This window comes from Paracoccus sp. NSM (assembly GCF_052379855.1).
Lineage (GTDB): Bacteria > Pseudomonadota > Alphaproteobacteria > Rhodobacterales > Rhodobacteraceae > Paracoccus.
On the sequence record NZ_JBQTCG010000004.1, the window covers coordinates 72,645 to 96,642 of the forward strand.

Here is a 23,998-nt window from a genome sequence, read left to right on the forward strand (position 1 = left end):
CGCAGAACGCGGCCTAGCCCGGCTCGGCCGCGACCGCAGCGGCAAAGACCTTTCCGCCTGATTGCCGTTCGATCTGCGCAAGGCGCGCGACCAGTCTTTCGCGGACGGTGCAGGCCACCTCCCACGAGGTGTTGGGGTCCGTGCAGGGAACGCTGAACCAGACCGTTATCCCGAAGATGTCCTGATCGGCGACATTGACGCTGGCGCCGTCAAGATCGCTGATGTTCTGTCCTATATCGAGCGATGCGACCTGGCGCAGGACCTCGGTGAAGGCCTCGCGCAGCCGGTCGATGTCGGCATGTGGGTCCAGCTTCAGCTTGAGGATGCGCAGCATCTCGGGATCCTGAAGCGTCCAGTTCGAGAAGGTCTCCGAGGCGAACTCCTCCACCGGCACGATCAGGCGGGTGCTGTCCCAGTTGCGCAGCTGCACGAAGGTCATGTTGATGCGCTCGACATGGCACAGCTCGCCCTTGTAGACGACGCGATCCCCCATTCGGGCGGACTGGTTCAGCGCGATCTGCAACGAGGCCATGATGTTGCTCAGCACGTTGCGCGCCGCATAGCCCAGGATGATCGTCAGCGCCCCCGCAGATGTCAGAAGCGACAGCCCGATATTGCCGGCAATGTCGGCCGAGGTCAGAACCACACCGGCACCGATCAGGAAAACCACCACCACCAGAACCCGGCGCGCCGCGTTGAGCCGGGTGGCAAGGGCCCGCGACTCGGCATGGTCCGCCACGGTCAGGTCGATATCGTCGCCCGGAGCGATCAGCCCGTCGAGAAGCGCCTCGACGCCGGAGACGATGAACAGCAGCAGCGCGGTGATGAAGCCGGTGGCGATCATCGGCGCCAGGAACACGTCGATCCTGCCCGAGAACACGAAAACGTTGCTGGTCACCCACCAGACCAGTGCGGTCACGCTTGCGATGATCAGCGGCCAGGACGAAGCGTTCAGAACACCCCGGATCACCTTTCGCCGCGCGCGGCGCCTGGCCAGCGTCAGGGCGCGGTGGACCATCCAGCCAAGCAGCAGGGCCGACAGGATCAGCACGGGCAGGCCGATCCATTCCCACCGCATCAGCCCGCCCAATATCTTTTTGCGCGACCATTCGGGCAAGGCGGTCTCGAAGCGCGAAGGGCCGTAGGCGCGGTGCAGTGCAGGCACGTCGCGCACCGTCTCGGCCGGGAACACCCAGACCGGCTGCCCGGCGCCGGCGGGCTGGACCCGGTTAAGCCGGATATCGGCCGGCACAGGATCCAGAGCCAACTCGCGGAGCAAGAGCGAGCGACGCGTCTCGCCTGCCTTTGCCTCGGTATCGCCCCCTTCCGTCTGCAGCGCGTCCGGACGATCCAGCAGCAGCGACCAGTCCAATACGACCTTGCGATCGATGACGTCATACAGATCATGCGCCAATCGCGGCCCGGCGATGCGCTGCTGGTCCGGTGGCAGCCCGCTCAGGTCAAGCACATGGGCCGCGGCCTCCCAATCCTCGTCCGAGGCCGCTCGCAGGAAGCTGGCCATGGCAGAGCGGGGCGTGGCACGATCGATCCGGGACGGCGCGGGCCCGAGGCCGACATTCAGGGCAGAGGTTTCAAAAACGGCGTCGCCCGACTGTTCCTGCGCGCGCGCAGTCAGCGCCATCAGGCTGGCAAGAGCGAGGCCAAGAAGCAGCAGCAGTATCCGAAGGGCACGCGTCCGGGTCAACTTGAACCTCTCGCTTGGTTTGACTCTCGCGCATTTCCACAGACAGAGGAAATCCTGCGGGCGGGCGAATGTTCCGAAAAAACGCGGACGAACCGGAACGCAGCCTGCCTCGGCCCCCCGGCAGTCGTCGATGACAGCGGTCCGCCCGTGGCCTTGGCGGCGGATCGACAGCCTCGTCCTTGGATGCGCCTTCGCCCTCTTCAGCATTCGAGATAGGCCTGGTAAATCATCATTTTATTGTCGTTACTTACCGATCATATGCGCTGAATCGAACAGCGATGCATATTACCCAAGGCTTTTGCGGGACGGATTCGCACGCCTCCGCAAAGCGCGCATCGGCGACGGTATGATCGCGCTCTGCCCCAAGAAACCATGGGGGTTTTGCCAAGCATTCCGGCACGGGACGTCCTTGCAGTCGTATTCAAACGGTCGTTTCCATGCGCTTGGCTAAATTGCACGATGCCGCCGTTCGGGTTGAAAAAGAACCCTTTCGCTGCTATCTGACCATCCAGCTGGTCAGCCAATGGGAAGATACCGCGATGTGGAACCTTCAGGACGCTGGCTGCGTCGCCAGGACCCCCAAGCGCTGTTTCTGTCAGTCGTGACACTGGGCGAGATCGAGCGCGGCATCACCCAGCAAGAGACGCGCAACCCCGCCCTTGTCCGCGACCTGCGCCAGTGGCTGCAACGGACCGAACTGCTGTTCGCGGACCGCATCCTGCCTTTCGATCCGCCCGCCGCCCGGATCTGGGGCCAGCTTTCCGCGCGGATCGGCCATAACGGTGCGGATCTGATCATCGCCGCCAGCGCGTTGGCGCATGGAATGACGGTGGTGACGGGACATGTGGATGATGTCGCACCAAGCGGCGTGCCGGTCCTCGATCCGTTCGCGCCATGCTGATCGGTTATGCCCGCGTTTCGACCGAAGACCAGACCCCCCTGCCCCAGTCCGAGGCCCTGAAAGCCGCAGGCTGCGTCGAGATCCACGAAGAACAGGCCTCGGGCGGCAACCGGTCGCGCCCGGTCCTTGCGCGGGCGCTGGAGCGCATCGGCAAGGGTGACACGCTGGTCGTGGTGCGGATCGACCGGCTGGCGCGGTCGCTGTCTCATCTGCTTGAGGTGATCGAGCGGCTGGAGGCCAAGGGCGCCTTTTTCCGGTCGCTCATGGACCCGATCGACACGGCCTCGGCTCAGGGCAAGTTCACGTTGCAGGTTCTCGGCGCGGCCGCCGAACTCGAGCGGGCCTTGATCCGCGAAAGGACCAGGGCCGGCCTCGCCAGCGCCCGCAGCAAAGGCCGGGTGGGCGGCAATCCCGGTCTGCGCGCGCGCGATCCGGCGGCCTTGCGCAAGGTGCGTCTGGCACGGCAGGACGGCTACATGCAGCGCCTTGCCGACACCGCGCAGGAATGGGTGCCCCATGTGCGTCGTTTGCGGCCCGACATGGCGTGGGAGGATATCCTGCGTATCATCAATGCCCCCCTGCCCCATGATCGCCGCTGGACGCAAAGCCGCCTGATCCGGGCCGTCAACGCCTATGTGCGCGACGGCTTCCTGCCTGTCACCGTTCTTGGCCGCGCGGCGCGTCGCGCAACCGACGACCGCCTGCCGACCATCGTTGCCGCGATCAAGGGCGCCGACCCGGACATCACGCTTCAGGCCATCTGCGACCGGCTGGAGGCGATGCGCGAACGGACCCCGCGCGGCCGGACGCGCTGGCAGCCCTCGTCGGTCCGAATGCTGCTGCAACGCGCCGAGAGGCTTGGCCTGCTTCAGCCAGCCGAACCGCCGGTGACGGGTGCGACGTAGTGCCCCTGCCCGTTCGCGGTGCCGTCCGTGTGGGGCAGCCTCTTGATCGACGTTTGGCAGAGTTGACAGCTGTCAACCTGCCGCAGGCCGCGCATCGAGGGACAGCAGCGCATTCACCATCCGCGCCGGATCAAAGGCGCCTTTCGCCGCATGGGCTGTCAGCACGCGCAGATAAGCGCCGGGTGAGCGGATGCGCGAGGCCTGCTGCAAAAGACAGGCGATGGACGTCGCCGCCACATCGTCGCCCATCGCCTTGCGGGCGGCGGCCCAGACCGGGTGAGTGATCCCCAACATCGGCGCCACGAAGGCACCCACGTCCAGCAAATCGCGCCAGTTCCGGATCGGTTTGGCGCTGTAGGCCCGTATATCCGGAGTTGCCAGCAGCACCGTCTCGATCGTCAGACCCTTTGCGCCACATTCGCGGGTTTCCCCGTCTTCATGGCATTCAGATTCAAGGTTATCTGTTTCTGAACTCTGATAGTGCCGCTCATTTTGGTTGTCATCGCCGCCCGGAATCGTTGTTTCGACCGCGATCGGAGCCACCAGATCAAGGGCCGCGCGGCTTTCAGCGCAGAGCCTGTGAAGCTCTGCCAGGTCGGATTTGCGGCGGCTCTGACGGTGCAGGTCGGCAAGACGCTCAGAGGACAGGGCAGGGGCCGCGCCCTCGGACATGGCTGCAATCAGCGCGCGGCTGGCATCGCGCAGGTTGACGCTGATCTCCTCGCGCAGGCGGCGCATCTCTTCGGCCTCGGCGCGGCTTTGCTGTGCGGCGGCGGTGATCTCGGCCGCGCGGCGGGCCAGAGGCATCAGGTCGAACCCAAACGCGCGCACTATCTGGCCGTCACGACCGCGCCGGGCATAGCGCTTGCCGTTGGGGCTGTCCCGGCGCGTCAGAAGCCCGGCCTTGACCAACGCGGCCAGATGCCGGCGCAGCGTGCTTTCGGGCATACCGTGCAGCCGCGCCGACAGCGACGCGTTCGAGGGAAAGACCGTCAGCTGCGCCCGAAGATCCAGCCCCGGCAGGGGGTGAAAGGACAGCAGCGCCGACAGGACCGCCAGATCGCGGTCGCTGACACCCAGATGCCGGCGCGCCTGGACGGCGTCCCGCAACAGGTCCCATTTGTCGATGCTGGCAGACGCGGACGGGCCATCCGGCGCCGTTTCGGCAGACACCTGGCCAGCCGGAACCACGCCATGCCCGAGGATGGACATGGAAATATGCTTCATGCGCTTTCACAAGGCAAAGAAAAGCCGGGCGCCGGGAAAGACGCGGTTGACAGCTGTCAACGAGGTCCGTTATCAACGAGGTGCTAGATCGTGAGAACGGCCCTTCGGGATGTCATGTCCTGGGGGGCTTTCTTTTTGCCGCTCGTGCCTCCTTTTGTTCTTGTTCACTCGTCCTGTCCGCTCTGGCGTTGCAGCCAGTCGCGGTGAACCTCTTGGATATTGTCGATGAGCCAGTCGCCAAAGGCCCGGCCATCGCCGGACAATTCGATGATGGCCTTGGTCTTGCCGCGCCGCGCCGTGCCAAGCGTCGCGCCGTCGCCACGAAGGGGCAGGGCGGTCGGTTGGCGCGGGGGCGCGGAAATGGCGGCCAGAACGGCCGCGAAGCGGGTGTCGGAATCGGGCCCCTGAGCAGCGGCGATCAATTCGTCCTCGGGGCGACCGGCGACCTTGGCCGCAAGGGCCAGCCAGCGGTCCCGCCCGGCCGAGGGCGCGGCGCCGATGGCCCGGATCACCGATTCAGGAACCGCGTCGGTCACGGTCAGCATCCGCGAGATCACCGTCTTGTCGATCGACAGCGCATCGCAGATCACCTTGCGCTCGAACCCGGCGCGGGCCATCTGGGCGGCGAAATTCGCCTTTTCGATGAAGCTCAGATCCTTGCGGGCCGAGTTTTCCTGACCCTGCGCGACGATCAGGTCGCGGTCGTTCAGATGGCGCACCATCGCCCGGACCGGCAGGCCCAGACCCCGCATCGCCTCGACCCGGCGGCGGCCGAAAACGATCTCGTAGCGGCCCTCGTCGCGCTGCGAATGGCGCAGCAGAACCGGCACCTGCTGGCCGTATTCGCTGATGGACTGGCGCAGCGCCTCGATCCCCTCGGCATCGTCGTCGAACCGGTCGGAAATGCCCGCATCGTCGATCAGATCGGCCGGCACCTCGATAATGGCGCGGCTTTTCAATTCGTTGATGGATTTCGACACCGCGCCGATGGCGCCGCGATCGCTGCGATGCGCCACCCGCGCCTCGTCCGAGGGGGCAGGGGCGTTCATCAGGTTCTTCAGCAGGTCCTTGCGTGCCATCAACCCCTCCCCCGGCCCCAGGCGGCTTGGATCAGTCCCTCGATCTCGCCGTGAACGGCGTTCAGGCTTTCCAGCGCGCGTTCATAGGTGCTGCGCGTAAACTGAGACTTTTCAACCTCGTAGAGCGTCTGCTTGGTGATTCCCGCATCCGAGATCGCCGTCGATTTCAGCACGGGATGGTTCAGAACATGCTCTCCGAACATCGAGCGCATGAAGCTGACCATCTGGTTCTGCGGCCCGTCGCCCGGCTCGTAGCGGGTGATGACATAGCGCATCCAGTCGTAATCCATGCTGCCCCCGGCCTCGGCCACGACGCCCAGCAGGTTCGAGGTCATCAGCAGGAACTGGCACATCGACATCACGTCCAGCATCTGCGGATGAACCGTCACAAGAATGGCGGTCGCCGCCGACAGCGCCGACATCGTCAGAAAGCCCAGCTGAGGCGGACAGTCGATGACGACCGTATCATAATCCGATTCGACATCCGCCAGAGCGTCGCCAACCCGGGTGAAGAAAAGGTTACCCGAGCGTTCGCGCAACGCCGTCGGCGTCGTATGCTCGAATTCCATCAGGTCCAGATTGCCGGGGATCAGGTCCAGATTGGTGAAATAGGTCTTCTGGATGACGCTGCGCAGGGGCAGGGGGTTATCGTAGCGGATCGCGTCGTAGATCGTGCCGCCATCGGGCAGGTCGAATTCGGGCTGCACCCCATGCAGCGCCGACAGGCTGGCCTGCGGGTCAAGGTCGATCGCCAGCACCCGGTAGCCGTCCAGCGCCAGTTTCTGCGCCAGATGCGCGGCGGTGGTCGTCTTGCCCGACCCGCCCTTGAAGTTGATCACCGTGATCACCTGCAGGTGGTCGCCGGTCCGCCGGCCGGGCAGATAGGTGCCCGGCGCCTTGGCGCCCTTTTCCAGCAGTTCGCGCAGCGCCTGAATGTCCGAGGGCGTGTAATAGCGCCGCCCCCCGGCCCGCGTCTCGGGCGAGGGGCCGCGACCGTCCAGATCCAGCTTGCGCAGATAGGCATCCTTGACGCCCAGCAGGTCCGCCACCTCGCCCGAGGTGAACTTGCGCAGCACCCGCTTGGCATTGGGCGGAAAAAGCTGTTCACGATGCGCCTGCAGACGGCTGGACAAGGCCGCCGCATGATCGCCGACAAGCTTGTCGATACGCGTTTTCGGTCGCAGAATGCTCACGGCTGCCCCTTATCGCCTCGTCGCGACCGATCTTGTTACGCTTTCGGCCGTCTTATTCTCTTTGTTCCGTAATTTAATGCGGTTTCCTGACGATTCTGACAAGCGCTTTTTTGGCCGCCGTGATCGGCGGGGCAGGGGGGCAGGGAACCTCGGCGCGTGATGCCGGTTGCCCCTCTGGACCGCCACAACAGGAGCGACGCCATGGACAGGCAGACCGCAAGACATAGGGCGCGGGATGCGAAACGGCGATGGAGGTGACACTTTCTGACCTGTCGGACCGGCTTGGGGCGGTGGCTTGGGCTCTGGATTGGGTCGTCGTCGCATTAGAACTGGCGGCGATCGGCGTGTTGCTGCTGGGCGCGCTGCGCTTTGGCACGCATTTCGTGACCGGCGACATCATGCGAAAGGACGCGCATGAACGGCGTCACCAGCTGAATACGGGGCGTCTGGTCCTGGGCCGGCATGTCCTGGCCGGGCTGGAGGTGCTGATCGTGGCCGATCTGATCCGGACGATCCTGTATCTGAGCATGGGCAACGTCCTGTTGCTGGGCGCGATCGTTCTGCTTCGTTCGCTCATCTCTGTGGTCATGGAATACGAATTGAGGGCGCTGCAACGGGATTGAGGGCGGGGCCGCGTCTGAAAGGCGGTGGCGATCCATCGATCCGGGCGCCGTGGAAATCCACGCGGCCCGGTAGCATCCCGGTTGGCGCCCCGCCAGAACCCGGCGATGACAACCGGCCTAGAGATTGCGCAGCTGATCCACCGCATCGGCCAGGGGCATCGCACGCAGACCGTCACCGGCCGGGACCTCGTGTTCACCGGCATAGACCAGCATCTTCCTGTCCGCCTTGATGTCATCGACCGCCAGATGGAAACCGCGCGAGACCTTGGGCGCGGTGGTGCGCTTGATCTCGATCGCCCAGACCTCACCCCCGGGAAGCCTGAGGACAAGATCAAGCTCGGCCCCCGCCGCCGTCCTGTAGAAGAACGTCTCGGTCCCCGCCGGAGCAGCCGCGATCAGGGTTTCGATGCAGAACCCTTCCCAGCTGCCGCCGACCACCGGATGCGCCAGCAGGCCTTCCAGCGCGCCCAGTCCAAGCAGGGCATGGACGAGGCCGCTATCCCTGACAAAGACCTTCGGCGATTTGACAAGACGCTTTCCGGCATTCTCATGCCAGGGCTGCAGGCGACGCACCAGCATCAGGTCGACCAGCAGATCGAGGTATCGCCCGACCGTCTGGCCCGAGACGCCCAGCCCCTCGGCCAGCGCGGCCGCGTTCAGCAATCCGCCCTGCACATGGGCCAGCATCGTCCAGAAGCGGCGAAGCGTGGTCGCCGGGATGCGCGGCCCCAGGGCGGGGATGTCGCGCTCAAGGTAGGTGCGCAGGAAATCCTCGCGCCAGGCCAGGCTGTCCCGGTCGCTGTCGGTCTGGAAGCTGTCGGGAAACCCGCCTCGCAGCCACAGGTCGTTCAGCCTGTCCTTGCCGACCTCGTCCAGCATAAGGGGCGGCATCTCGATATAGCGGACCCGCCCGGCAAGGGATTCGGCCGATTGATGCAGCAGCACGTTCGACGCCGATCCCAGCAGAAGGAACTGCCCCGTGCGCGCCCCCTTGCGCCGCCGCATGTCGATCTGCCCGCGGAGGTTCCGGAACAGGTCCGGCATCTGCTGAACCTCATCCAGAATGACAAGTTTTCCGACCTGTTCATCCAGATACAGATCGGGCTCGGTCAGGACCCGCCGATCCGCGTCACGTTCCAGATCGAGGTAAACGGACGGGCGTTCCCCGGCGATCTCAAGCGCCAATGTGGTCTTGCCGACCTGCCGGGGCCCCAGCAAGACGACAGCCGCCTGGGATTCCAGCGCGGAATGCACGATCTGAGCAGAGTGTCTTGAATACATACCTTGCAATTACTCCATGACGTGGAAGATTTGCAAGGTTAAATCGACCGGTTGACCATAGGGGCATCGGTCCTGATCGTCGTGCTGCACGGTCAGGCCCCTGACCGCGCTTCCTGTCGCGGCGCGAGGCCCGCCTATAGAACGATATCGCCGGGGCGGTCGATAGGGCGCACCGGCAAGGCCATGGATTCGGACCGCTCGACCCTGCGTGCCAGCGGGTCGAAGCCCGGCAGCGTGCCGAAATCGTAGCCGAGCGTCCCGGCCAGATCCGCCAGACGCACCTGAAAGGTGCGGAACGCCCCGAAGGTGAAGCCCTCGATCCCCTCGCTGCGCCCCTGCCGGTCCAGCATGGTCTGGATCAGCGGCCCCTGGCTGAGAACATAGGCCGTGACGTGCAGGCGCAGCACCTCGTCCTCGTCCTGCGCCAGCATGGTGACCACCTTCCAGAACGCCAGAGGGATCGTCGTGCCGGTCTCGCCAAGCGGCGGATCATCAGGGGTAAAGACCGGCCCGGCCATCACGTTGGCGCGAAACCCGTGCGTGACCGTGGAGGACAGGATGTAGTCCTCCAGCCCCAGCCACATCTCGTGGCTGCGGTTCAGGTCGGCGTGCTGGGGCGCGCAGACGGTATAGTGAAAGCTGTCGGCATCCGACTGCCGCGCGATGTCGTCGTCCGGTCCCCAGTTCGTCGCCGCGCGGCGCACCAGATGGCCGCGGTCGATCTCGGGGGAACCGTAATCGTCACCGCCAAGCTGGATCGCCTCGGGCAGACGCATGTCCTTGCCCCATGCGAGGCTGCGCCGCTTGAGCGGACGCATCTGCCCGCCATCGATGTTGAGTGCACAGAGCGCGGGCATCTTCCGCGCCGCCGAATACAGCACCGAAAAATGGCGATAGCGCAATTCAAAGGGGCGTTCGGCGGTTGCGTCAGACGGCCGGGCAAGGTCCAGCCCGCCTGGCAGCGCGGGCAGCGGCACCTCGGCCACGCGCAGGAACTGCGGGTCATAACCGGGACGCCCGGCGAATTGCTCGGCCGGGCGATGCGGGTCGCGCCGCTCGTCCATGTCGGGCAGGGCGGTGCCGGGGACGAGCCCGCGCTGGCCCGCCATCAGGGCGCGCAGGGTGCTGGCGCGGACCGCGCTGTTGGCGACCCCGAACGCGCCCGCGAAATGCAGACCCACGGCGGCGCCGCGTTCCAGGCTGATCACGGGCGAGCCGGAATTGCCGCCAAGCGTCGTGCAGTCATGCGACAGCACCTCTCCGGCGCCCGCAGCGGTGATCCGGCCGGGCGAGAAGCGCTTGATGTCGTAGAGACCGCGAAAATACCGCTCCATCGCGGTGGGGTCGTTGCGATAGGGATCCGCGGCGGGATAGCCCACCACCGCCACCAGTTCGCCGGGCTGCGTATCGCTGTCGGCCAGCAGGATCGCCTGCGGTGCGGCACTTTCAGGCAGGCGCAGCCGGGCAATCGCCACATCGGCCTGAAGGTCGTCGGCGATGAAGGTGAAGCCCTCGATCCTGTGCAGGCGCGAGGGGTCTGCGGGCCTTCCCGGTTCCTCGGCGGTGTTGAAGCGCGCGCCATAGCGGGCGCCGCTGGTGGGCGCGAACAGGAAAACCCCGTCGCCGCGATGGGTGCGGCGTGCGACCTCGACCGCGACATGGCGGTTGGTGACGATCATCGGCCCGGCGGGATCATCCTGCACCACCCAGGCGGTGCCGCCCCAGGACCTGGCGTGGTTCACGAACTCCACCCGCCCCACGGATGGCAGGAACTTCTCGACCCGGGCGATCCGGTCCGCGATGTCATGGGGGAAGCAGGCGCTGTCATTGGCGTCCTCCAGCAGCGCGGTCTTGCCCTCGACCCGGTCGTTGCGCACGATCAGGGGCGGGCGGCCCGCCAGACGCACGATCGCCTCGAGGAACATCGGCGGTCGCGCCGATTCCAGCGACGATCCGGGCGCGCGGAACGCCGTGGCGACTTCGTCGGGGTCAAGGCCAAGTTCGCGCAGGACAGGGTTGCCGCGCTCGGCGGCACGGCGGATCAGGTCGCGGCTGCGGTCGGAGATCGGTTGGTCACTCATCGAAACATACCTCTTGCTGCGAACAGAGACGCCGGAGGCGCCGGGTTGGGACAACGCCACGGACACAGCAAGCCCGGGCGCAAGGTCGTGGCGCAGCGCGGCGATGGCGCGATCCCGCGTGCTGCCCTGCTGCATCCGCCCGCGCAGGCGGTCATCCAGCCGCGCCTGTCCCTCGGGCTCGGCCAGCCACAGCCGTGCAAGACGTTCCGCATCCTGCGGTCGCATCGCCAGCAGATGCCCCGTCATGGCGTCTAGCCCGGAAAGGCCGCGCCAGCCCTGCGGAGGACGGCTTGAGAACGCCCACAGCCCGTGCGACAGCCGCCGCCACCGCTCGGCCGAGGCGGCCAGACGCGCCGTCTCGGGGTCGTGCAGCGTCAGGGCCATCGCGGTTGCGGCCTCGGTCAACAGGCCGCTGGCGGCCAGCAGGTCCAGCACGTCAAAGGGCGTGCGGGCGGCGCGGGCCAGCCCGTCCTGCGGCAGTTCGATCCATGGCGCCTGAAGGCGCATGATCTCGGGCAGGCGCGGTGCCAGCCGGGCCAGCCATGCCGCGCGCGGCTGGCCGGTCCGGTCGCTGACCAACGCGGTCAGCGGCACGAGATGCGGGATCATCGGTGCAAGGGCCAGCCCGGGTCCGAGCGCCGTGGGCAGATCGGGGGACAAGGACAGGCCCGCGCGTTCGCGCCGAACCGCGGCATCGGCACGCAGGCGCGCGGCGGCGCCTTCGCCCAGCCCGGGCATCCACGCCGCCAACAGGGCCTCGGCCCGCATCCGGCCATCGGATGGCGAAGGGTCCGTGTCGCCCGAGGTGGCCAGCGCCACGTCATAGGCGGAACCCAGCAGCGCGCTGCGCCCCGAGGCAGGGGGCGAAGGCAGGTCCGGCAGGCGATGGCGGGCCGTGAAGAACCGCGCTTCGGCGTCGATCTCGCGCAGGATGCGGGCAAGGGCCGGTTCGGGGTCATCGAAGGGGGCGCCCATCGCGCGCCACAGCCGCAGCGCCGAAGCCCAGGCCCCCGAAAGCCACAGATAGGCCAGCACCACCACCGCACCGGGATCGTTGGCCAGAAATGGCGCCGAAAGCGCCTTGTCCACAAGAAAAGAGGCCTCGCGCCGGTCGCCGCCGGTCAGCACCAGACGCAGATCGTCGGTCAGGCGCGGGTCGATCCGACGGGACAGGCGCTCTGATCCCGGGGTCAGCCGTCCCGTGGCGTGGTCATAGGCGAAGGCCGCAGCCGAGCGTTCCTCCGACGGAACCGCCCGAGCGGAAATGATGGCGCCTGCATCGACCTCAGCCATCGGCACGGTTCCGTCCTCGGCGATGCGGAAGTTCCTCGACCGCTCGCCACGGGCGCGGCGCAGCGCGTCGCGGGCAGCCTCGGGCAATTCGTCGATCATCGCCGCTGCAAGACGGGTGGCCGCCAATGGGTCGATGGCAGGCAGGCGGGCGCCGGTCCGGATCAGTTGCAGCCGGTGGTAGAGTGCGGCGCCGGGGTCCGTGTCGGCCAGCACCTCGGCGGCCAGAGCGTTGACGCGGGCGGCCAGCGCGGGCTGATCGTCATAGAACAGCGGCAGAAAGGCCGCACGGATGTCGGTGCGATGACGCAGCCAGCCCCCGCTGCTGTCAGCCTCGACCAGCCAGTGCTGGGTCGCCAGATCGTGAAACAACGCGTCGGCCCGCGCCTTGGTCAGCGCAAGATCCAGCGCAGGCGCCAGGATCGTGCCCAGATGCGTGGGGTGGATCCGGTGCAGCACCAGACCGGCCTGCGCCAACGCATTCAGCGGCGGGTCCAGCCGCGCCAGGATCCCGCGATAGAGATAGGCACCCGCAATCTGCGACCCGTCATCCGGCAGGTCGGGCAGCGGCAACCCGTCGGCATGGGCACGCAGGCCGAGTTTCAGCAACAAGGGAATGCCCTTCGCCAGATGCAGGATCGCGGGCCGGTCCCCTGTCGGCACGCCGTTTGCGGCAAGGTAGTTGTCGGCGATGACGTCCGGCAGGCCCAGAAGCTTCACCTCGTCCCCCCTCCGGTGGGGGACGGGGTCCAGCGCGTCGCCGCGCCCGGCGGATATGACGGCCAACGGCGCGACGCCCGCCTCAAGCAGCGTGTCAAGGTTCTCGAACAGGCGCATCACTGCGGTTTCGCCACGGGCGCGCAGCACTTCCAGCGTATCCAGCACGATCAGCACCTGCCGGGGCTGGTCGGCCACGATGCGGCCCATCGCGGTCAGCAAGTCCCAGGGCAAGGCCTCGGCGGCCTCGCGCGCGGATAATGCGGTGCTTGCCCGCGCCGCCCGCAGGCGGATGTCACGCAGCGCCGCCGCAGACGAGGGCAACGCATCGCCGATCTGACGCGACACCTCCTCGAAGAACGCGGTCGCGTCGGTGAGGGCCAACCCGGCGCGGTCGAAATCCAGCCAGACGGTCAGCGCCCCCCTGTCGCCAGCCGAGGCCGCCTGAACCGCCGCCTGCAGAAGGTAGGACTTGCCGATGCCCGGCAGGCCCGAAACATGCAGGCTGCTGACGGGCTGTCTGTGCTGCGGCCTGGCGATCCATGCGGCGATGCGGGCCTGTTCCGCCTCGCGCCCGAAGACGCCGCCAGACAGCAGTTCCGAGGCGCGCGCGCGATGTTCGGCGGTGTTGAGGGCGCTGCGCAGGGCCACGACCTGATCATGTGCGGGGGCCTTTGGTCCGGCGCGTTCCAGCGTGTGCAGGCGCCGGGCCAGCACGGCGACTGGCGGGGGGCGCGGGCCTTCGGCATAGCGCACAAGGCGGCGGATCGCGTCCGGCTGATAGCCCGCCCTGCCGGTCAGCGCCTGGGCGACTGCGGTGTCACGTCCGGTCAGCTCTGTTTCAGGCAGCGATGCCAGAACCTTGCGCCGCACGGCCGGGCGCAGGGTCCAGACCGGGCCAGCCTCGTCACGGGTGATGGTGCTGTCCTCTCGCAGCGCCGAGAGTGCCGCGGCGATGACCAGATCATCCTCGGGCAGCCCGCCCGGCAGATCGGCCAGCGTTTCGGCCGGGCGGAAGCCGTCGCGCAATGCGGCATCGTTCCGCAGACGCATGTGCAGTTCCCGCACGGCCATCGGATCGGGCCCGCGCGCGGTCATGCGACAAGCCTCTGGCGCAAAGCCGCCGACAAGCGCCCCGCGACGATGTCCAGGTGCTCGGTCGGGACCTGATCGCCGGCGCGGGGCAGGCCGGCCAGGGCCTGATCGACCTCGTGGCGGATGACATCCATCGACCATGTCAGGCCGGTATCCCGGCAGGCTTCGGTCAGGGTCGCGCGGATGTCGGCCACCGGGGTATCGCCCAGGATCTCGACCAGAAGGCCCGGACGGGTCGAGGTCAGGGCATCCGCGATGCTGTCGAACCGGGTATCGACAAGGCCATAGGTCTCGAACCCGGCCAGCACGACATGGACCCCGGCGCTGCGAAGCGCAAGGCGGATGACATGCTCAAGCTGGAACTGCGCACGCTGACCCAGACCTTCGGGCGGGTTCTCGAAGAACAGCCATTGCTGGCGTCCGCCTGCGGCAAGCGCGGCCAGCCGGTCCATCAGGGCCGAGGCGCGGTCGGCGTCGCTGGCGGTCAGCGTCGTCTCGTCGCTGCGCATTCCGGCATGGGCGACGGAAGGCGCGGCGCCGGTCAGGCTGTCGATGGTCGAGATCAGGTCGCCGCCGGCCTGCTCTATCGGGATCAGCGTGACATCCGCTTCCAGTCCCAGACCCTGCAGCAGCGCGGTCAGTATGCCATGGGTGAAGGACAGGCCCGTGGGCTTGCCGGTATCGGCGCGGCGCACCCAGAGCCCGGCAAGCATCGGCACTTCTGCAAGGGCCAGCGCGCGCGCCGCGTCGATGAACAGGCTGCGCCCCAGCACCAGATGCCCATCGGGCGAGCCGTCCAGCGACCACAGCGCGAATGGGCTTCTGTCGGCGGTCAGCTGGTTGCGGAAATCGGGATCGGTGACGAACCTGTCCAGCGGCACAAGGCGGCGGGTGTTGCCCCCGTTGAGCCGCCCCTGATGAAGCCCGACGAAGCGCAACCTGCGGTCGAAGCCCGGCCCGCCCGACGATCCCGGCTCGGTCGCGATATCGTGGACAAGCCGCAGATCACCCGGATTGCGCAAGACACGCCCGGGGCTGCCGCCGGTATCCTCGCCTTGCGGGAAATGCACCAGAAACAGGTGCCGGGGGCCCGTCCATTGCGGGTCCAGCGTCTCGGGCAGGCCGATGGCGGCAAGGCGGCGCCCGACCGGGTGCAGGATCTTCAGCAGCGCCGCGTCGGCATGAGTGTCCGCAGTGGCGGGGGGCGGCAGCGCGCCCCGGTGTTCATCGGGGTGGCAGGGCAGGTGCCAGACCTGCCGGGCGACATGGCGATCGCCGTCCTCGGCCAGAACCTCAAGCCGCTGTCCGGGGGCCAGCGCCTCGATGACATGGGCCGCCGTCAGCACAAGCCGGGGCGACACGAAGGCCCCCGAGCCGCTTGGCTGTCCGTCGATCAGAATGCGGCAGCGAAAGGCCTTGGCGTTGTAGGCAAAGCGCCCCAGCTCGGCCAGATCGAAGCCGCCTTCGGTCACCTGGCCGATGCCCGTGTCCTGTGACGCAGGCTCGGGGGCGAAGTGGGCGGCATTCTCCGGCAGCGCGACCCCCCGGGCGCGCAGCATGACAAGGAAGGCGTCGGCCTGCCGCATCTGATCCAGCACGCTCAGCAGCATGTCGGCAATATCCCGCCCGCGCAGCATGGCCTGCACCTCGATCGCATCGAGATTGTAATCCGCCGCCCCCGCACCCAGAAAGCGCATCGTCTCGTCCACCACCGCGCGGTCTGCGGCGATGACGGCGGCAAGGGTCGCGGCGGTGAGCATGGCCTAGACCGGCCCAAGCGCCCTTGCCAGCGCCGGGCGTGTGACCAGTTGCGTGGCAAGCGAGCCGCTCGGCCGGTCGGGCGCGGCTGCCAGCGCCTCGGCATGGCCGGTGGCGACGGCGCGTTCGCGTGCGGCGTTGCGATAGGCCAGCCACAGGATTTCGGCGGCGTGATCGGCAAGGTTCGCGTCCAGTTCCGCCGCAGCATCCGGCCTCTGCGCGGCCAGCGCGGTCACTGCGACATTCAACGTGGTTTGCACGCCCTGCGGCGGCAATTCTGCGTCAGCCACAGCCTCGGTGCCGGTGCGTGATGTGGGCAACGCGGCGGCCAGCGTGTGCGCGGCATCCAGAAGCCCGGCGCCAAGGTTCCTTGCGCCGTTCCAGACCGGCGGCGGCACAAGGCCAGCCGTGGCACAGCGGTTGAACATGGCCTGAACCGTCGTCCCGGCGGCATCGGCGCGCGCCTTCAGCGCCGCGCGACCCCCATGCTTTGCAACCCACAGCGCAGCAACGCCCGCCGTCAGCGATGTGGCAAGCGTGGTGCCCTGCGCAGGACGGATGCCCGCATCCGGATCGGTGGTCTTGTTCTTGGCGGCGGCCCAGACCTGTTCTCCGGGCGCCGAAAGCGTCACCTGCGGGCCGCGACCGGACTTTGCCCAAGGGCTAAGCCCCGGCGTCAGTGCGGCCACGGCACAACACAGACCGTCCGGTGCGTAAGCGGCGGGAAAGACGACCCAGGGCCAGCAATTGCCGGCGGCGGCGGTGACGACGACGCCTGCGGCCACGGCATCACGCAGCGCGCGCTCGGTTGCGGCCACACGCGACGGGCCGCCCATGGCAAAGGTGATGACATCCGCACCCTCGCGCACCGCATGGGCGATTGCGGCGGGGATGGTCGATTGGTTGAAGTTGATGACCGAGCGGATGGCCCGGATGGGCAGGATGGTCGCCTCGGGCGCCGATCCGGTGATCGCGCCGGGGCCGGTGGTGTTGCCGCGATCATCTGCCCGCCCGCGCGAACCGACGACCGAGCAGACGACCGTGCCATGGCCCGGGTGCTTCAGAAAACCGTCCGAGAACCGGTCCAGCGCGTCGCTGCCCCCTTCGACGAAATTCCGCTGGCCTCGGGTCCGGATGCTGCCCTGCAATTCGAGATGGGTCGAATGGCCGGTATCGATCACCGCCACCGTGACGCCGGCACCGCGCGTCGTCTGCCAGGCCGTCGTCGTGCGGATGACCGGATGCACCCAGCCAAAGGGCAGGTCATCGCGGCGCGGCGTCTCGCACAGGGCCGCAAAGCTTTCCCGGCTGGCGGCACCCACGGCGACGGCACCGATGATCGAGTCGGGCAAGACCGGGTGCGCCTCGACCGCATCCAGTTCCGGGCGCAGGGCGCGGGCCAGCGCGAAAAGCGCCTGTTCGTTGCCCTGCGGCGAGACGTTGCCAAGGTCGAGGAACATGTAGCGATCGCTCTCGCCCTCGAACGCAGTGCGCGCGGTCACTGCAAGGCCGGGCATCAAGGCTTCGGCGCGGGCGGCAATATCGTCCACCTCTTGCGCGACGTCGAACACCAGTTCGATCACGGCGCGATCCTCAGCGGCGACGGGATACCCGGAAAGACGTAAACGGGACAACACTTCAGCAATCATGACCGATTCTCTGCAGGGTGACGCGAACTCGTTCAACCCGTTCAGCGTAACACGACCTTGCAATTGCACCTATTCCGAAGAAACGCGGCGCCGCGAGCGACCGGTCCTGCGATGACTGACCTCTTGTGGCAACCAGCGCGCTGATCACGGCGTTCGTCTTTGACAGGAGCAAGGCGGGCTTCCGCAATGTTCGTTCGCAACCCGCGCCGGGGGCGACTTCGGCGCCTATCGACTGGTGATTGTGATGCCACTTGGAAAACTATGTGCGACAACCGCGTTGGGTCTGGCTTTGACGCTGTCCCCGCTTGCTGCGGCTGCGCAGTCCACGGCGCCATCCGACAGCGTTTCGGATGACGCCCTGCCTGGCCCCGACGGCCCGATCGGCGATGGTTCGGTCGCGGACGGCGCCGATGCAAGCCGCGCCGTTCATTTCGTCCCGATCGCAGACGCCTGCATCGCGGTGCCGAACCCGGCAGATTGCGGGCAAATCCGCACTCTCGTGACGGAATGTGCGGCAGACCTCGATTATGCGATGTGCGAAGTGCTGTTCGAGGCGCCCGATGAGGTCTTTGGCGATCCGCAAGTTCTGGAGCTGGCTCGGGCCAGCCTGTCAGAGGCCAGCGAAAGAATTGCAGAGATGCAGTTCGAGGAAGCCGACGGCGAAATCGGCGACGCCGTCGAGGCGACCCGGGCAATGTCGGAACGCACCCTTCTGCGGGGCGCCGAGAACCTCAATTCGCATTCAGGCCCGCCTATGTCCCCCGCCGAAACGGTCGAGCCCTGAGCAACGGCCTTGCGCCGGTCGCCGCGGGTTTGCCCAAGGCTGCTTTGGCCGAGGTGCCGACACACCGGCTAGGAGCCCCCGGAGGGTCGCGTTCGCCAGGCTCGATCGGCGCAGACTTGCCTTGCCATTGGTTCGATAACGCACTACATAGTGCGATATCGAACCAATGGGGTGGTCAATGAACCTGACACGACGCAAAATGATCTTTCTCGTGGGCGGTGGGGGTGTTCTGGCTGCGGGGGGCGGCTTTGGCTATGCGGCCACGCGCGGCCCGCAGACGGCCTATCTGCCCTGGGAACGGGCGGGAGGGTATGAGGATCCACGTATGCGGGCGATGTCATGGGCTTTGCTTGCGCCAAACCCGCATAACCGGCAACCTTGGCTGGCCGATCTGTCGGAAGATGGCGTCATCACGCTCTACGCGGACGCGGATCGGATGTTGCCCCACACAGACCCGTTCAGCCGGCAGATCACCATTGGTCTTGGCTGCTTTCTGGAACTGTTGCGCATGGCCGCTGCCGAGGACGGCTATCGCACCGACACCGCGCTTTTCCCGCAAGGCAGCAGTGCCGCGGGCCTGGATCAGCGCCCCATTGCGCGCGTTGCCTTGACCGCTGATCCGGCGGTCACGCGTGACCCTTTGTTCGCGCATGTCTCGGTTCGGCGATCGAACAAGGAACCCTTTGACGTAACCCGCCCCGTTGCGCCCGCGCTGTTGGAAGAGCTGGCTGCGGTGGTGCGCAGTGGGGCGCAGTTCGGTGGAACGGTGGAGGCGACCGAGGTGACGGCGTGGCGCGCGCTGACGCGCGAAGCCCTCCGGATCGAGGTGGAAACGCCACATACCTATCAGGAAAGCGTCGATCTGTTTCGCATAGGCCGCCACGAGGTTGACGCCAACCCCGATGGCATCGATTTCACCGGCCCGCTGTTTGAATCCCTGCGCCTGACCGGACAATTCACCCGCGAAGGGGCCTCGGACACCACCAGTTTTGCCTATAAATCGGGAATGGACGCGATTTTCGCCAATACCGATACGGCGATGGGGCATGTATGGCTGGTCACGGATGACAACAGCCGAGAAACCCAGATCGCCACCGGGGCGGATTGGCTGCGCGTCAACCTTGCGGCAACGGCGCAGGGGCTTGGGTTTCAACCTCTCAGCCAAGCCTTGCAGGAATTCCCGGAAATGGCCGGGCCCTACGCCCGGGTGCATGATCGGCTGGCGCCAGATGGCGGCACGGTTCAAATGCTGTCGCGCATCGGCTATGGACCAGCCATTGGCAAAAGTCCGCGTTGGCCACTGGAAAGCAGGATCATGAATGTCTGACACCGCAATGGTCGATTATTTCCGGCTTTTCAACGAGATCGGGATCATCGAGCAGTTGTCGCGTAACATGCTCGAAGCCCGGCTGCCGCCGGGCTTTGTTCTGGCGCAGTTTTCGGTGCTCAACCATCTGGTGCGGGTCGGCGATGGCAGCACCCCGATGGCCATCGCCCGGGCGTTTCAGGTGCCGAAAACCTCGATGACCCATTCGCTGGCGGTGCTGGAACGGGCGGGACTGATCGAGATCCGCAAAAATCCCGAGGATGGCCGGTCGAAACTGGTTTTCATCACGGATGAGGGGCGAAGGTTTCGGCAAGAAGCAATCGACTCGTTGGCGCCGGACCTTAAGCGGGTTGCTGCCGCCTTTCCTCCTGACCAGGTGACGCGCGTCCTTCCTGCACTTGAAATGTTGCGAAAGTTCCTTGATCACGACCGTGATATGCCTGCCTAGACCTCGGCCGCGCGCTTGCCGGTGGACGTCCGAGGTCGCCCGACAATGTCAGTCGCCACCAAACCGCGCCTGATACTGCGAGGGGGCAACGCCTTTGCATCTTTGAAAAGCCCGCCGCATCCGTTCGGGGTTGCCAAAGCCGAAAAGGCGCGGCAGTTCGGACAATGGCGCGTCTCGGCGCTGAAGCGCTTCGCATGCAGCATCGACCCGCAGGTCCTCTACGAAACGCGCAGGGCTGACCCGCATGGTCGCCGTGAACCTGCGGGCGAAGTTACGCTCGCTCATGTGCGCCATCTCGGCAAGGCGCGGCACGGATAGATCAGCCGACAGATCGGCCAATATCCTGGCGACAAGAGCATCGAACTCGCCACCCCGGCTTTGCGCCTGACGCGTCAGGGCCGCGCTGAACTGGCGCTGGCCCCCGGAACGTTTGACATAGAGCACGAAGGCTTGCGCAAGTCTGAGGGCCTCGGCACGTCCCAGATCCTGCTCGACCATCGCAAGCGCCATGTCGATGCCAGCCGTCACGCCCGCCGACGTCCAAACCCCGCTGTCCGTCTCGAAGATGGAATCGTCGCGGACATCGATCTGCGGGAAACGCTGCCGCAGCTGCGCGCAATTTTCCCAATGCGTGGTTGCGCGCCGGCCGTTCAGGTGACCACCATGAGCCAGAATGAACGCGCCAAGACAGACCGAGCCGAAGCGGCGGCATCTGCCCGCCATCTGTTCGAGAAATGACAACAGACGGGTGTCATGGGCAGCCTCGAGGGCGCTGTCGCCGCCAGAAACGATCAGCGTGTCCGGCGGCGCGGTTCGACAGGCTTCGCAGGCATCGGACGCCAAGGCGAAACCGGTATCGGTTTCGACGAAACCGCCGCCCACGGACACGAGCGACACCTGATAGGCCTGTGTGCCATCCGCCCGCCGGGCATCACTGAACACCTGCAAGGGCCCCGCGACATCAAGAAGCTTGGTCCGGGCGAACAGCACGAACGCCACGCGCAACGGAGAAGGAGGCTTGGCAGAAAAAGTGGGCATAATGCCATTCATGCCAAACCCGACTTGTGCCAACAAGAGGTCAATCGCCACCTGACCGGGAGGTTGTCTTGCTGGAACTGCGCCCCAACTGCGAGCTTTGCGATTGCGATCTGCCGCCGCACTCCGCTGATGCCCGTATCTGCACCTATGAATGCACCTACTGCGCCCGCTGTGTGGAAACCGTGCTGCACAATGTCTGCCCGACCTGCGGAGGCGGTTTTGCGCCCCGGCCGATCCGTCCGCGCACCGCCTGGCGCAAGGGCAGGCATCTGGGACTGGCCCACCATCCGGCCGGAGCCACCCGGCACCATACGCCCTTCACGCCAGAGGACATCAAGCAGCATGTGGACCGCATCAAGCATCTGGCGCCGAAGGACCGCTGATTGACCGCCGCGCTTTGTCATGTAGCGGTTGCCTCATCGAAACCTGAACTGGAAATCGAAGGGATCGGCCAATGGATGACGGGCCATCCACTTCCACAGGAGAGTCGGAATGCTGAAACGGGTCATGGGCTGGTTCGTATCCCGCGCAGAGCGGCGCATCGGCGTGGAGCTTGATTATGCGCGCAAGATATCGCAGACCGACCCTGGGTTGATGATGCGCTATGGCAAGATCTTCGGTTTTCTCGACCCCAACCGGAAAGTGCCCGCCGACGCCTATCATGTTGCGCGCCTGCGCGGTGCGGTCAGCGCCGATTGCGGAACCTGCGTCGCGGCCGAGATCAATCTGGCCAAGGCGACAGGGGTTTCGCCGTCCTGCATCTCTGCGGTTCTGCGTGCGGATTATGCGTCATTGAATGATGATCTGAGGGCGGTAGCCTGTCTTGCCGATGCGGTGACGGGGCACCGGGCGGATGATCCGGTCGCCCGCGCGCATGTGGTTCAGGCCTATGGCGAGGCCGGACTGATCGAACTGAGCTTTGCCATGAATGGCGCGGCGCTTCTGCCCGGGATCAAGCGCGCCATGGGCTATGCAACCACCTGCGATCTGACCGTCTTGCGAAAGCTGGTCTGACCCCTTCATCGGGCGGGCATTTCATCGGTTGTTCCGCCTAGCGCAACGACCAAGCTGTGCCGCTCGGTTAACCGGGCGGGTTCTTGGGCGAAACATCCTTTTGGGGATGTTTTGCATGTCCAGACCGGAATATCGCTGTGGCGGGTGACATGACCATTCTCATCAGCACCCCGATCAGGAAACCTTCAAATCCATGATGCATGACGCGGGCTGTGCCCATGTCTTCTACAAGAACCTGATGGGCGGGATCGCGGCGCTGCATATCGGTGCGGATCACCGCAAGCCCGTTCTTCTGCCATTCAGCGCAGGTGCGAAGGCTCGGGCTCGTTCTCAAGAAATCGCGCAACATAGATTTCCCGGACCAATGTCAGGCTCAAGGCCGCCAGTGGCGTAGCCAGTGCCAGTCCCAGAAGACCGAACAGGATGCCCAGCAGCAGCTGGCTGCCGATGATCAGTGCGGGCGGCAGCGAAACGCGATTCTGCTGGATCAGCGGGGTGATGACATAGCTCTCAAGCGTCTGGACGGCGATGTAGACGCCGATGACCATCAGGGCCGTCGATGATCCTTCGGACAGACCCAGCAGCACGGCCGGCACGGCCGCGATGATCGGCCCGAGATTCGGGATAAAGGCCAAGAGGGCTGCGAGCAGGCCCAGGATGGGCGCCAGAGGCACGCCGATCAACCACAGGCCCAGCCAGGTCAGCACGCCGACGATGGTCATCGCCATGAGTTGGGCGACCAGCCAATCGCCAAGCGTATCGGTCGCTTTCCGCAAGATCGCAGCGCCGTCATTCCGCAGCGACGGGGCCAGCAATGCCAGCAGCCCCTTGCAATAGGTCTGCGGGGCCAAGGCAACATAGAGGCCGATGAACAGCATGATGACGAAGTTGCCCAGGGCGCCGAAGGTCGTCGAGACGGCACCTGCCGCCGTTCCGCCGCCGCCATCCATCAGAGCGCCCGGCGTGACACGATCAAGAAGCTTTTCACCCCAGGAATATTCCTGCAAGCGGTCCCTGATCTGACCGAATGCTTCCGGGACCTGCTCTGATAGCTGTTCGAACTGATCAACCGCCAATGGCGCAAAGGCCAGCACGACGCCGCTCAGGGCCAGCACGACGAGAAGGATGAAGAGACCGATCCCCCAGCCTCGGCCAATGCCAAGCCTGTCGGCAATCCACGTGCCGCCGCCGCTGAAGAACACGCCGAACAGAAGCCCGGCGAATATCACCAGCAGGACGTCGGGCGCAATCAGCAGAATGAGGGTAACGAGCGCTGCAAACACCACCACGGAAACCGGGCGCGGGCGCAGCAGGTCCCTGCTCTGACGGCGCACGGGTTCAGTGGTCATGATGCTGCCCTCGATACCGGATCCATGCGTTGGACAATCTCGGCTGGTCTGAACTGTCGCCTGACTGCGCGGCCGGCGTCAGAAGATCAGGGACAGGATGCCGATGACGACCAGCAGGCCGATGATGAAGATGACGCCGATGGTGCCGCCAAGAAATTTCAACATTGTGTTCGTCCTTCTTTAGGGAAAGTCAGCTGGTTGCCGCAAACCACAGGCGTTCCGACAACCGCTGCAATCAGGGCAACGGCCGCAAGGGGCACCGCATCAAGGCGCAGGAACAGATCGGTCTGCGATCCGATTGCCCCGAAGAATACTGGCACCAGAAACCCATCTGACAGGGCCTCAACCCGGTGGATCATCGCGGGTTCGGCCTCTTCCGTTTAGTGCAGGAATGCTCCTGCGGTGAGAGCACCCAAAACGTCCGCCAGCCCGAAATGTTCCGGCAGGGGAAGATCAGCGGCGCGAACAAGGCGAAGGTGCTGATCCACTCCGATCAGGGCCGTCTTCCTGCGCCCCGCATTCTTGAGCACTCCA

The 23,998-nt window shown here is 66.1% G+C and carries 22 protein-coding genes; 9 read left to right on the plus strand and 13 right to left on the minus strand.

Annotated features, from left to right (window positions below):
* Positions 1-13: 13 nt before the first annotated feature.
* Positions 14-1,705 carry a mechanosensitive ion channel family protein gene (locus ACTZWU_RS08610; RefSeq protein WP_444736948.1) on the minus strand — a complete coding sequence of 564 codons (1,692 nt, stop codon included), beginning with the start codon at positions 1,703-1,705 and terminating at the stop codon, positions 14-16.
* 541 nt (positions 1,706-2,246) lie between these two features.
* Here ACTZWU_RS08610 and ACTZWU_RS08615 point away from each other — a divergent pair.
* Positions 2,247-2,606 carry a type II toxin-antitoxin system VapC family toxin gene (locus tag ACTZWU_RS08615; protein WP_444736949.1) on the plus strand — a complete coding sequence of 120 codons (360 nt, stop codon included), beginning with the start codon at positions 2,247-2,249 and terminating at the stop codon, positions 2,604-2,606.
* Entirely contained in the window at positions 2,600-3,511 is a 912-nt protein-coding gene (locus ACTZWU_RS08620) for a recombinase family protein (RefSeq protein ID WP_444736950.1), read from the plus strand. The genes ACTZWU_RS08615 and ACTZWU_RS08620 overlap by 7 nt, the downstream gene beginning before the upstream one ends.
* Positions 3,512-3,583: 72 nt before the next feature.
* On the opposite strand, the gene repC is transcribed toward ACTZWU_RS08620, so the two are convergent.
* The 3 genes from repC to repA all read right to left on the minus strand — a co-directional run bounded on the left by repC (position 3,584) and on the right by repA (position 7,001).
* Positions 3,584-4,723: a plasmid replication protein RepC gene (gene repC / locus ACTZWU_RS08625; RefSeq protein ID WP_444736951.1), complete on the minus strand. Its 1,140-nt coding sequence runs from the start codon at positions 4,721-4,723 to the stop codon at positions 3,584-3,586.
* A 179-nt stretch (positions 4,724-4,902) separates the two neighbouring features.
* Positions 4,903-5,817: a plasmid partitioning protein RepB gene (gene repB, locus ACTZWU_RS08630; RefSeq protein ID WP_444736952.1), complete on the minus strand. Its 915-nt coding sequence runs from the start codon at positions 5,815-5,817 to the stop codon at positions 4,903-4,905.
* Entirely contained in the window at positions 5,817-7,001 is a 1,185-nt protein-coding gene (repA, locus tag ACTZWU_RS08635; RefSeq protein ID WP_444737162.1) for a plasmid partitioning protein RepA, read from the minus strand. Before repA ends, repB begins: the two co-directional genes overlap by 1 nt.
* A gap of 263 nt (positions 7,002-7,264) precedes the next feature.
* Between repA and ACTZWU_RS08640 the strand changes: the two genes are divergently transcribed.
* Positions 7,265-7,633 (plus strand): DUF1622 domain-containing protein, encoded by a 369-nt coding sequence (locus ACTZWU_RS08640; protein ID WP_444736953.1) that lies wholly within the window; start codon positions 7,265-7,267, stop codon positions 7,631-7,633.
* Between the two features lie 117 nt (positions 7,634-7,750).
* Here ACTZWU_RS08640 and ACTZWU_RS08645 read toward each other — a convergent pair whose 3' ends face one another.
* From ACTZWU_RS08645 to ACTZWU_RS08660, 4 genes are all read right to left on the minus strand, one after another.
* Positions 7,751-8,914 (minus strand): ATP-binding protein, encoded by a 1,164-nt coding sequence (locus ACTZWU_RS08645; protein WP_444736954.1) that lies wholly within the window; start codon positions 8,912-8,914, stop codon positions 7,751-7,753.
* 134 nt (positions 8,915-9,048) lie between these two features.
* Positions 9,049-14,100: a DNA/RNA non-specific endonuclease gene (locus ACTZWU_RS08650; RefSeq protein WP_444736955.1), complete on the minus strand. Its 5,052-nt coding sequence runs from the start codon at positions 14,098-14,100 to the stop codon at positions 9,049-9,051.
* Positions 14,097-15,857 carry a trypsin-like serine peptidase gene (locus tag ACTZWU_RS08655; protein ID WP_444736956.1) on the minus strand — a complete coding sequence of 587 codons (1,761 nt, stop codon included), beginning with the start codon at positions 15,855-15,857 and terminating at the stop codon, positions 14,097-14,099. The genes ACTZWU_RS08650 and ACTZWU_RS08655 overlap by 4 nt, the downstream gene beginning before the upstream one ends.
* Positions 15,858-15,860: 3 nt before the next feature.
* On the minus strand, positions 15,861-17,438 hold the full coding sequence (locus ACTZWU_RS08660; RefSeq protein ID WP_444736957.1) for a S8 family peptidase: 1,578 nt from the start codon (positions 17,436-17,438) through the stop codon (positions 15,861-15,863).
* Positions 17,439-17,748: 310 nt separating this feature from the next.
* Here ACTZWU_RS08660 and ACTZWU_RS08665 point away from each other — a divergent pair, with 310 nt between their 5' ends.
* From ACTZWU_RS08665 to ACTZWU_RS08675, 3 genes are all read left to right on the plus strand, one after another.
* Positions 17,749-18,288 carry a hypothetical protein gene (locus ACTZWU_RS08665; RefSeq protein ID WP_444736958.1) on the plus strand — a complete coding sequence of 180 codons (540 nt, stop codon included), beginning with the start codon at positions 17,749-17,751 and terminating at the stop codon, positions 18,286-18,288.
* 178 nt (positions 18,289-18,466) lie between these two features.
* The gene (locus tag ACTZWU_RS08670) at positions 18,467-19,615 is read left to right on the plus strand and encodes an Acg family FMN-binding oxidoreductase (RefSeq protein WP_444736959.1); all 1,149 of its coding nucleotides are present in this window, start codon (positions 18,467-18,469) and stop codon (positions 19,613-19,615) included.
* The gene (locus ACTZWU_RS08675) at positions 19,608-20,063 is read left to right on the plus strand and encodes a MarR family winged helix-turn-helix transcriptional regulator (protein ID WP_444736960.1); all 456 of its coding nucleotides are present in this window, start codon (positions 19,608-19,610) and stop codon (positions 20,061-20,063) included. The genes ACTZWU_RS08670 and ACTZWU_RS08675 overlap by 8 nt, the downstream gene beginning before the upstream one ends.
* Positions 20,064-20,111: 48 nt before the next feature.
* Here ACTZWU_RS08675 and ACTZWU_RS08680 read toward each other — a convergent pair whose 3' ends face one another.
* The gene (locus ACTZWU_RS08680; RefSeq protein ID WP_444736961.1) at positions 20,112-21,134 is read right to left on the minus strand and encodes a GlxA family transcriptional regulator; all 1,023 of its coding nucleotides are present in this window, start codon (positions 21,132-21,134) and stop codon (positions 20,112-20,114) included.
* A 35-nt stretch (positions 21,135-21,169) separates the two neighbouring features.
* On the opposite strand from ACTZWU_RS08680, the gene ACTZWU_RS08685 reads away from it, so the two are divergent.
* Positions 21,170-21,484 (plus strand): DUF1272 domain-containing protein, encoded by a 315-nt coding sequence (locus ACTZWU_RS08685; RefSeq protein ID WP_444736962.1) that lies wholly within the window; start codon positions 21,170-21,172, stop codon positions 21,482-21,484.
* Positions 21,485-21,593: 109 nt separating this feature from the next.
* A complete protein-coding gene (locus tag ACTZWU_RS08690; protein WP_444736963.1) occupies positions 21,594-22,115 on the plus strand; it encodes a hypothetical protein in 522 nt (173 codons plus the stop codon).
* A gap of 67 nt (positions 22,116-22,182) precedes the next feature.
* On the opposite strand, the gene ACTZWU_RS08695 is transcribed toward ACTZWU_RS08690, so the two are convergent.
* Positions 22,183-22,392, minus strand: coding sequence for a hypothetical protein (locus tag ACTZWU_RS08695; RefSeq protein ID WP_444737168.1), 210 nt, complete (start codon positions 22,390-22,392; stop codon positions 22,183-22,185).
* Here ACTZWU_RS08695 and ACTZWU_RS08700 point away from each other — a divergent pair.
* Entirely contained in the window at positions 22,312-22,509 is a 198-nt protein-coding gene (locus ACTZWU_RS08700; RefSeq protein ID WP_444737163.1) for a hypothetical protein, read from the plus strand. The genes ACTZWU_RS08695 and ACTZWU_RS08700 overlap by 81 nt on opposite strands.
* Here ACTZWU_RS08700 and ACTZWU_RS08705 read toward each other — a convergent pair.
* From ACTZWU_RS08705 to ACTZWU_RS08715, 3 genes are all read right to left on the minus strand, one after another.
* Positions 22,415-23,464, minus strand: coding sequence for an AI-2E family transporter (locus ACTZWU_RS08705; protein WP_444736964.1), 1,050 nt, complete (start codon positions 23,462-23,464; stop codon positions 22,415-22,417). The two genes, ACTZWU_RS08700 and ACTZWU_RS08705, sit on opposite strands and share 95 nt — an antisense overlap.
* A 78-nt stretch (positions 23,465-23,542) precedes the next feature.
* Positions 23,543-23,629, minus strand: a complete 87-nt coding sequence (locus ACTZWU_RS08710) for a small membrane protein YohP (RefSeq protein ID WP_444737164.1) — start codon at positions 23,627-23,629, stop codon at positions 23,543-23,545.
* On the minus strand, positions 23,623-23,823 hold the full coding sequence (locus tag ACTZWU_RS08715) for a hypothetical protein (protein ID WP_444736965.1): 201 nt from the start codon (positions 23,821-23,823) through the stop codon (positions 23,623-23,625). The genes ACTZWU_RS08710 and ACTZWU_RS08715 overlap by 7 nt, the downstream gene beginning before the upstream one ends.
* Positions 23,824-23,998 lie beyond the last annotated feature (175 nt).

Coding starts and splice junctions, on each gene's coding strand:
- ACTZWU_RS08700 (WP_444737163.1), top strand. CDS start 22,312: ATGCATGACGCGGGCTGTGCCCATGTCTTCTACAAGAACCTGATGGGC.
- ACTZWU_RS08645 (WP_444736954.1), bottom strand. CDS start 8,914: ATGTATTCAAGACACTCTGCTCAGATCGTGCATTCCGCGCTGGAATCC.
- ACTZWU_RS08620 (WP_444736950.1), top strand. CDS start 2,600: ATGCTGATCGGTTATGCCCGCGTTTCGACCGAAGACCAGACCCCCCTG.
- repB (WP_444736952.1), bottom strand. CDS start 5,817: ATGGCACGCAAGGACCTGCTGAAGAACCTGATGAACGCCCCTGCCCCC.
- repC (WP_444736951.1), bottom strand. CDS start 4,723: ATGTCCATCCTCGGGCATGGCGTGGTTCCGGCTGGCCAGGTGTCTGCC.
- ACTZWU_RS08655 (WP_444736956.1), bottom strand. CDS start 15,857: ATGCTCACCGCCGCGACCCTTGCCGCCGTCATCGCCGCAGACCGCGCG.
- ACTZWU_RS08650 (WP_444736955.1), bottom strand. CDS start 14,100: ATGACCGCGCGCGGGCCCGATCCGATGGCCGTGCGGGAACTGCACATG.
- ACTZWU_RS08710 (WP_444737164.1), bottom strand. CDS start 23,629: ATGTTGAAATTTCTTGGCGGCACCATCGGCGTCATCTTCATCATCGGC.
- ACTZWU_RS08675 (WP_444736960.1), top strand. CDS start 19,608: ATGTCTGACACCGCAATGGTCGATTATTTCCGGCTTTTCAACGAGATC.
- ACTZWU_RS08705 (WP_444736964.1), bottom strand. CDS start 23,464: ATGACCACTGAACCCGTGCGCCGTCAGAGCAGGGACCTGCTGCGCCCG.
- ACTZWU_RS08670 (WP_444736959.1), top strand. CDS start 18,467: ATGAACCTGACACGACGCAAAATGATCTTTCTCGTGGGCGGTGGGGGT.
- ACTZWU_RS08715 (WP_444736965.1), bottom strand. CDS start 23,823: ATGATCCACCGGGTTGAGGCCCTGTCAGATGGGTTTCTGGTGCCAGTA.
- ACTZWU_RS08665 (WP_444736958.1), top strand. CDS start 17,749: ATGCCACTTGGAAAACTATGTGCGACAACCGCGTTGGGTCTGGCTTTG.
- ACTZWU_RS08690 (WP_444736963.1), top strand. CDS start 21,594: ATGCTGAAACGGGTCATGGGCTGGTTCGTATCCCGCGCAGAGCGGCGC.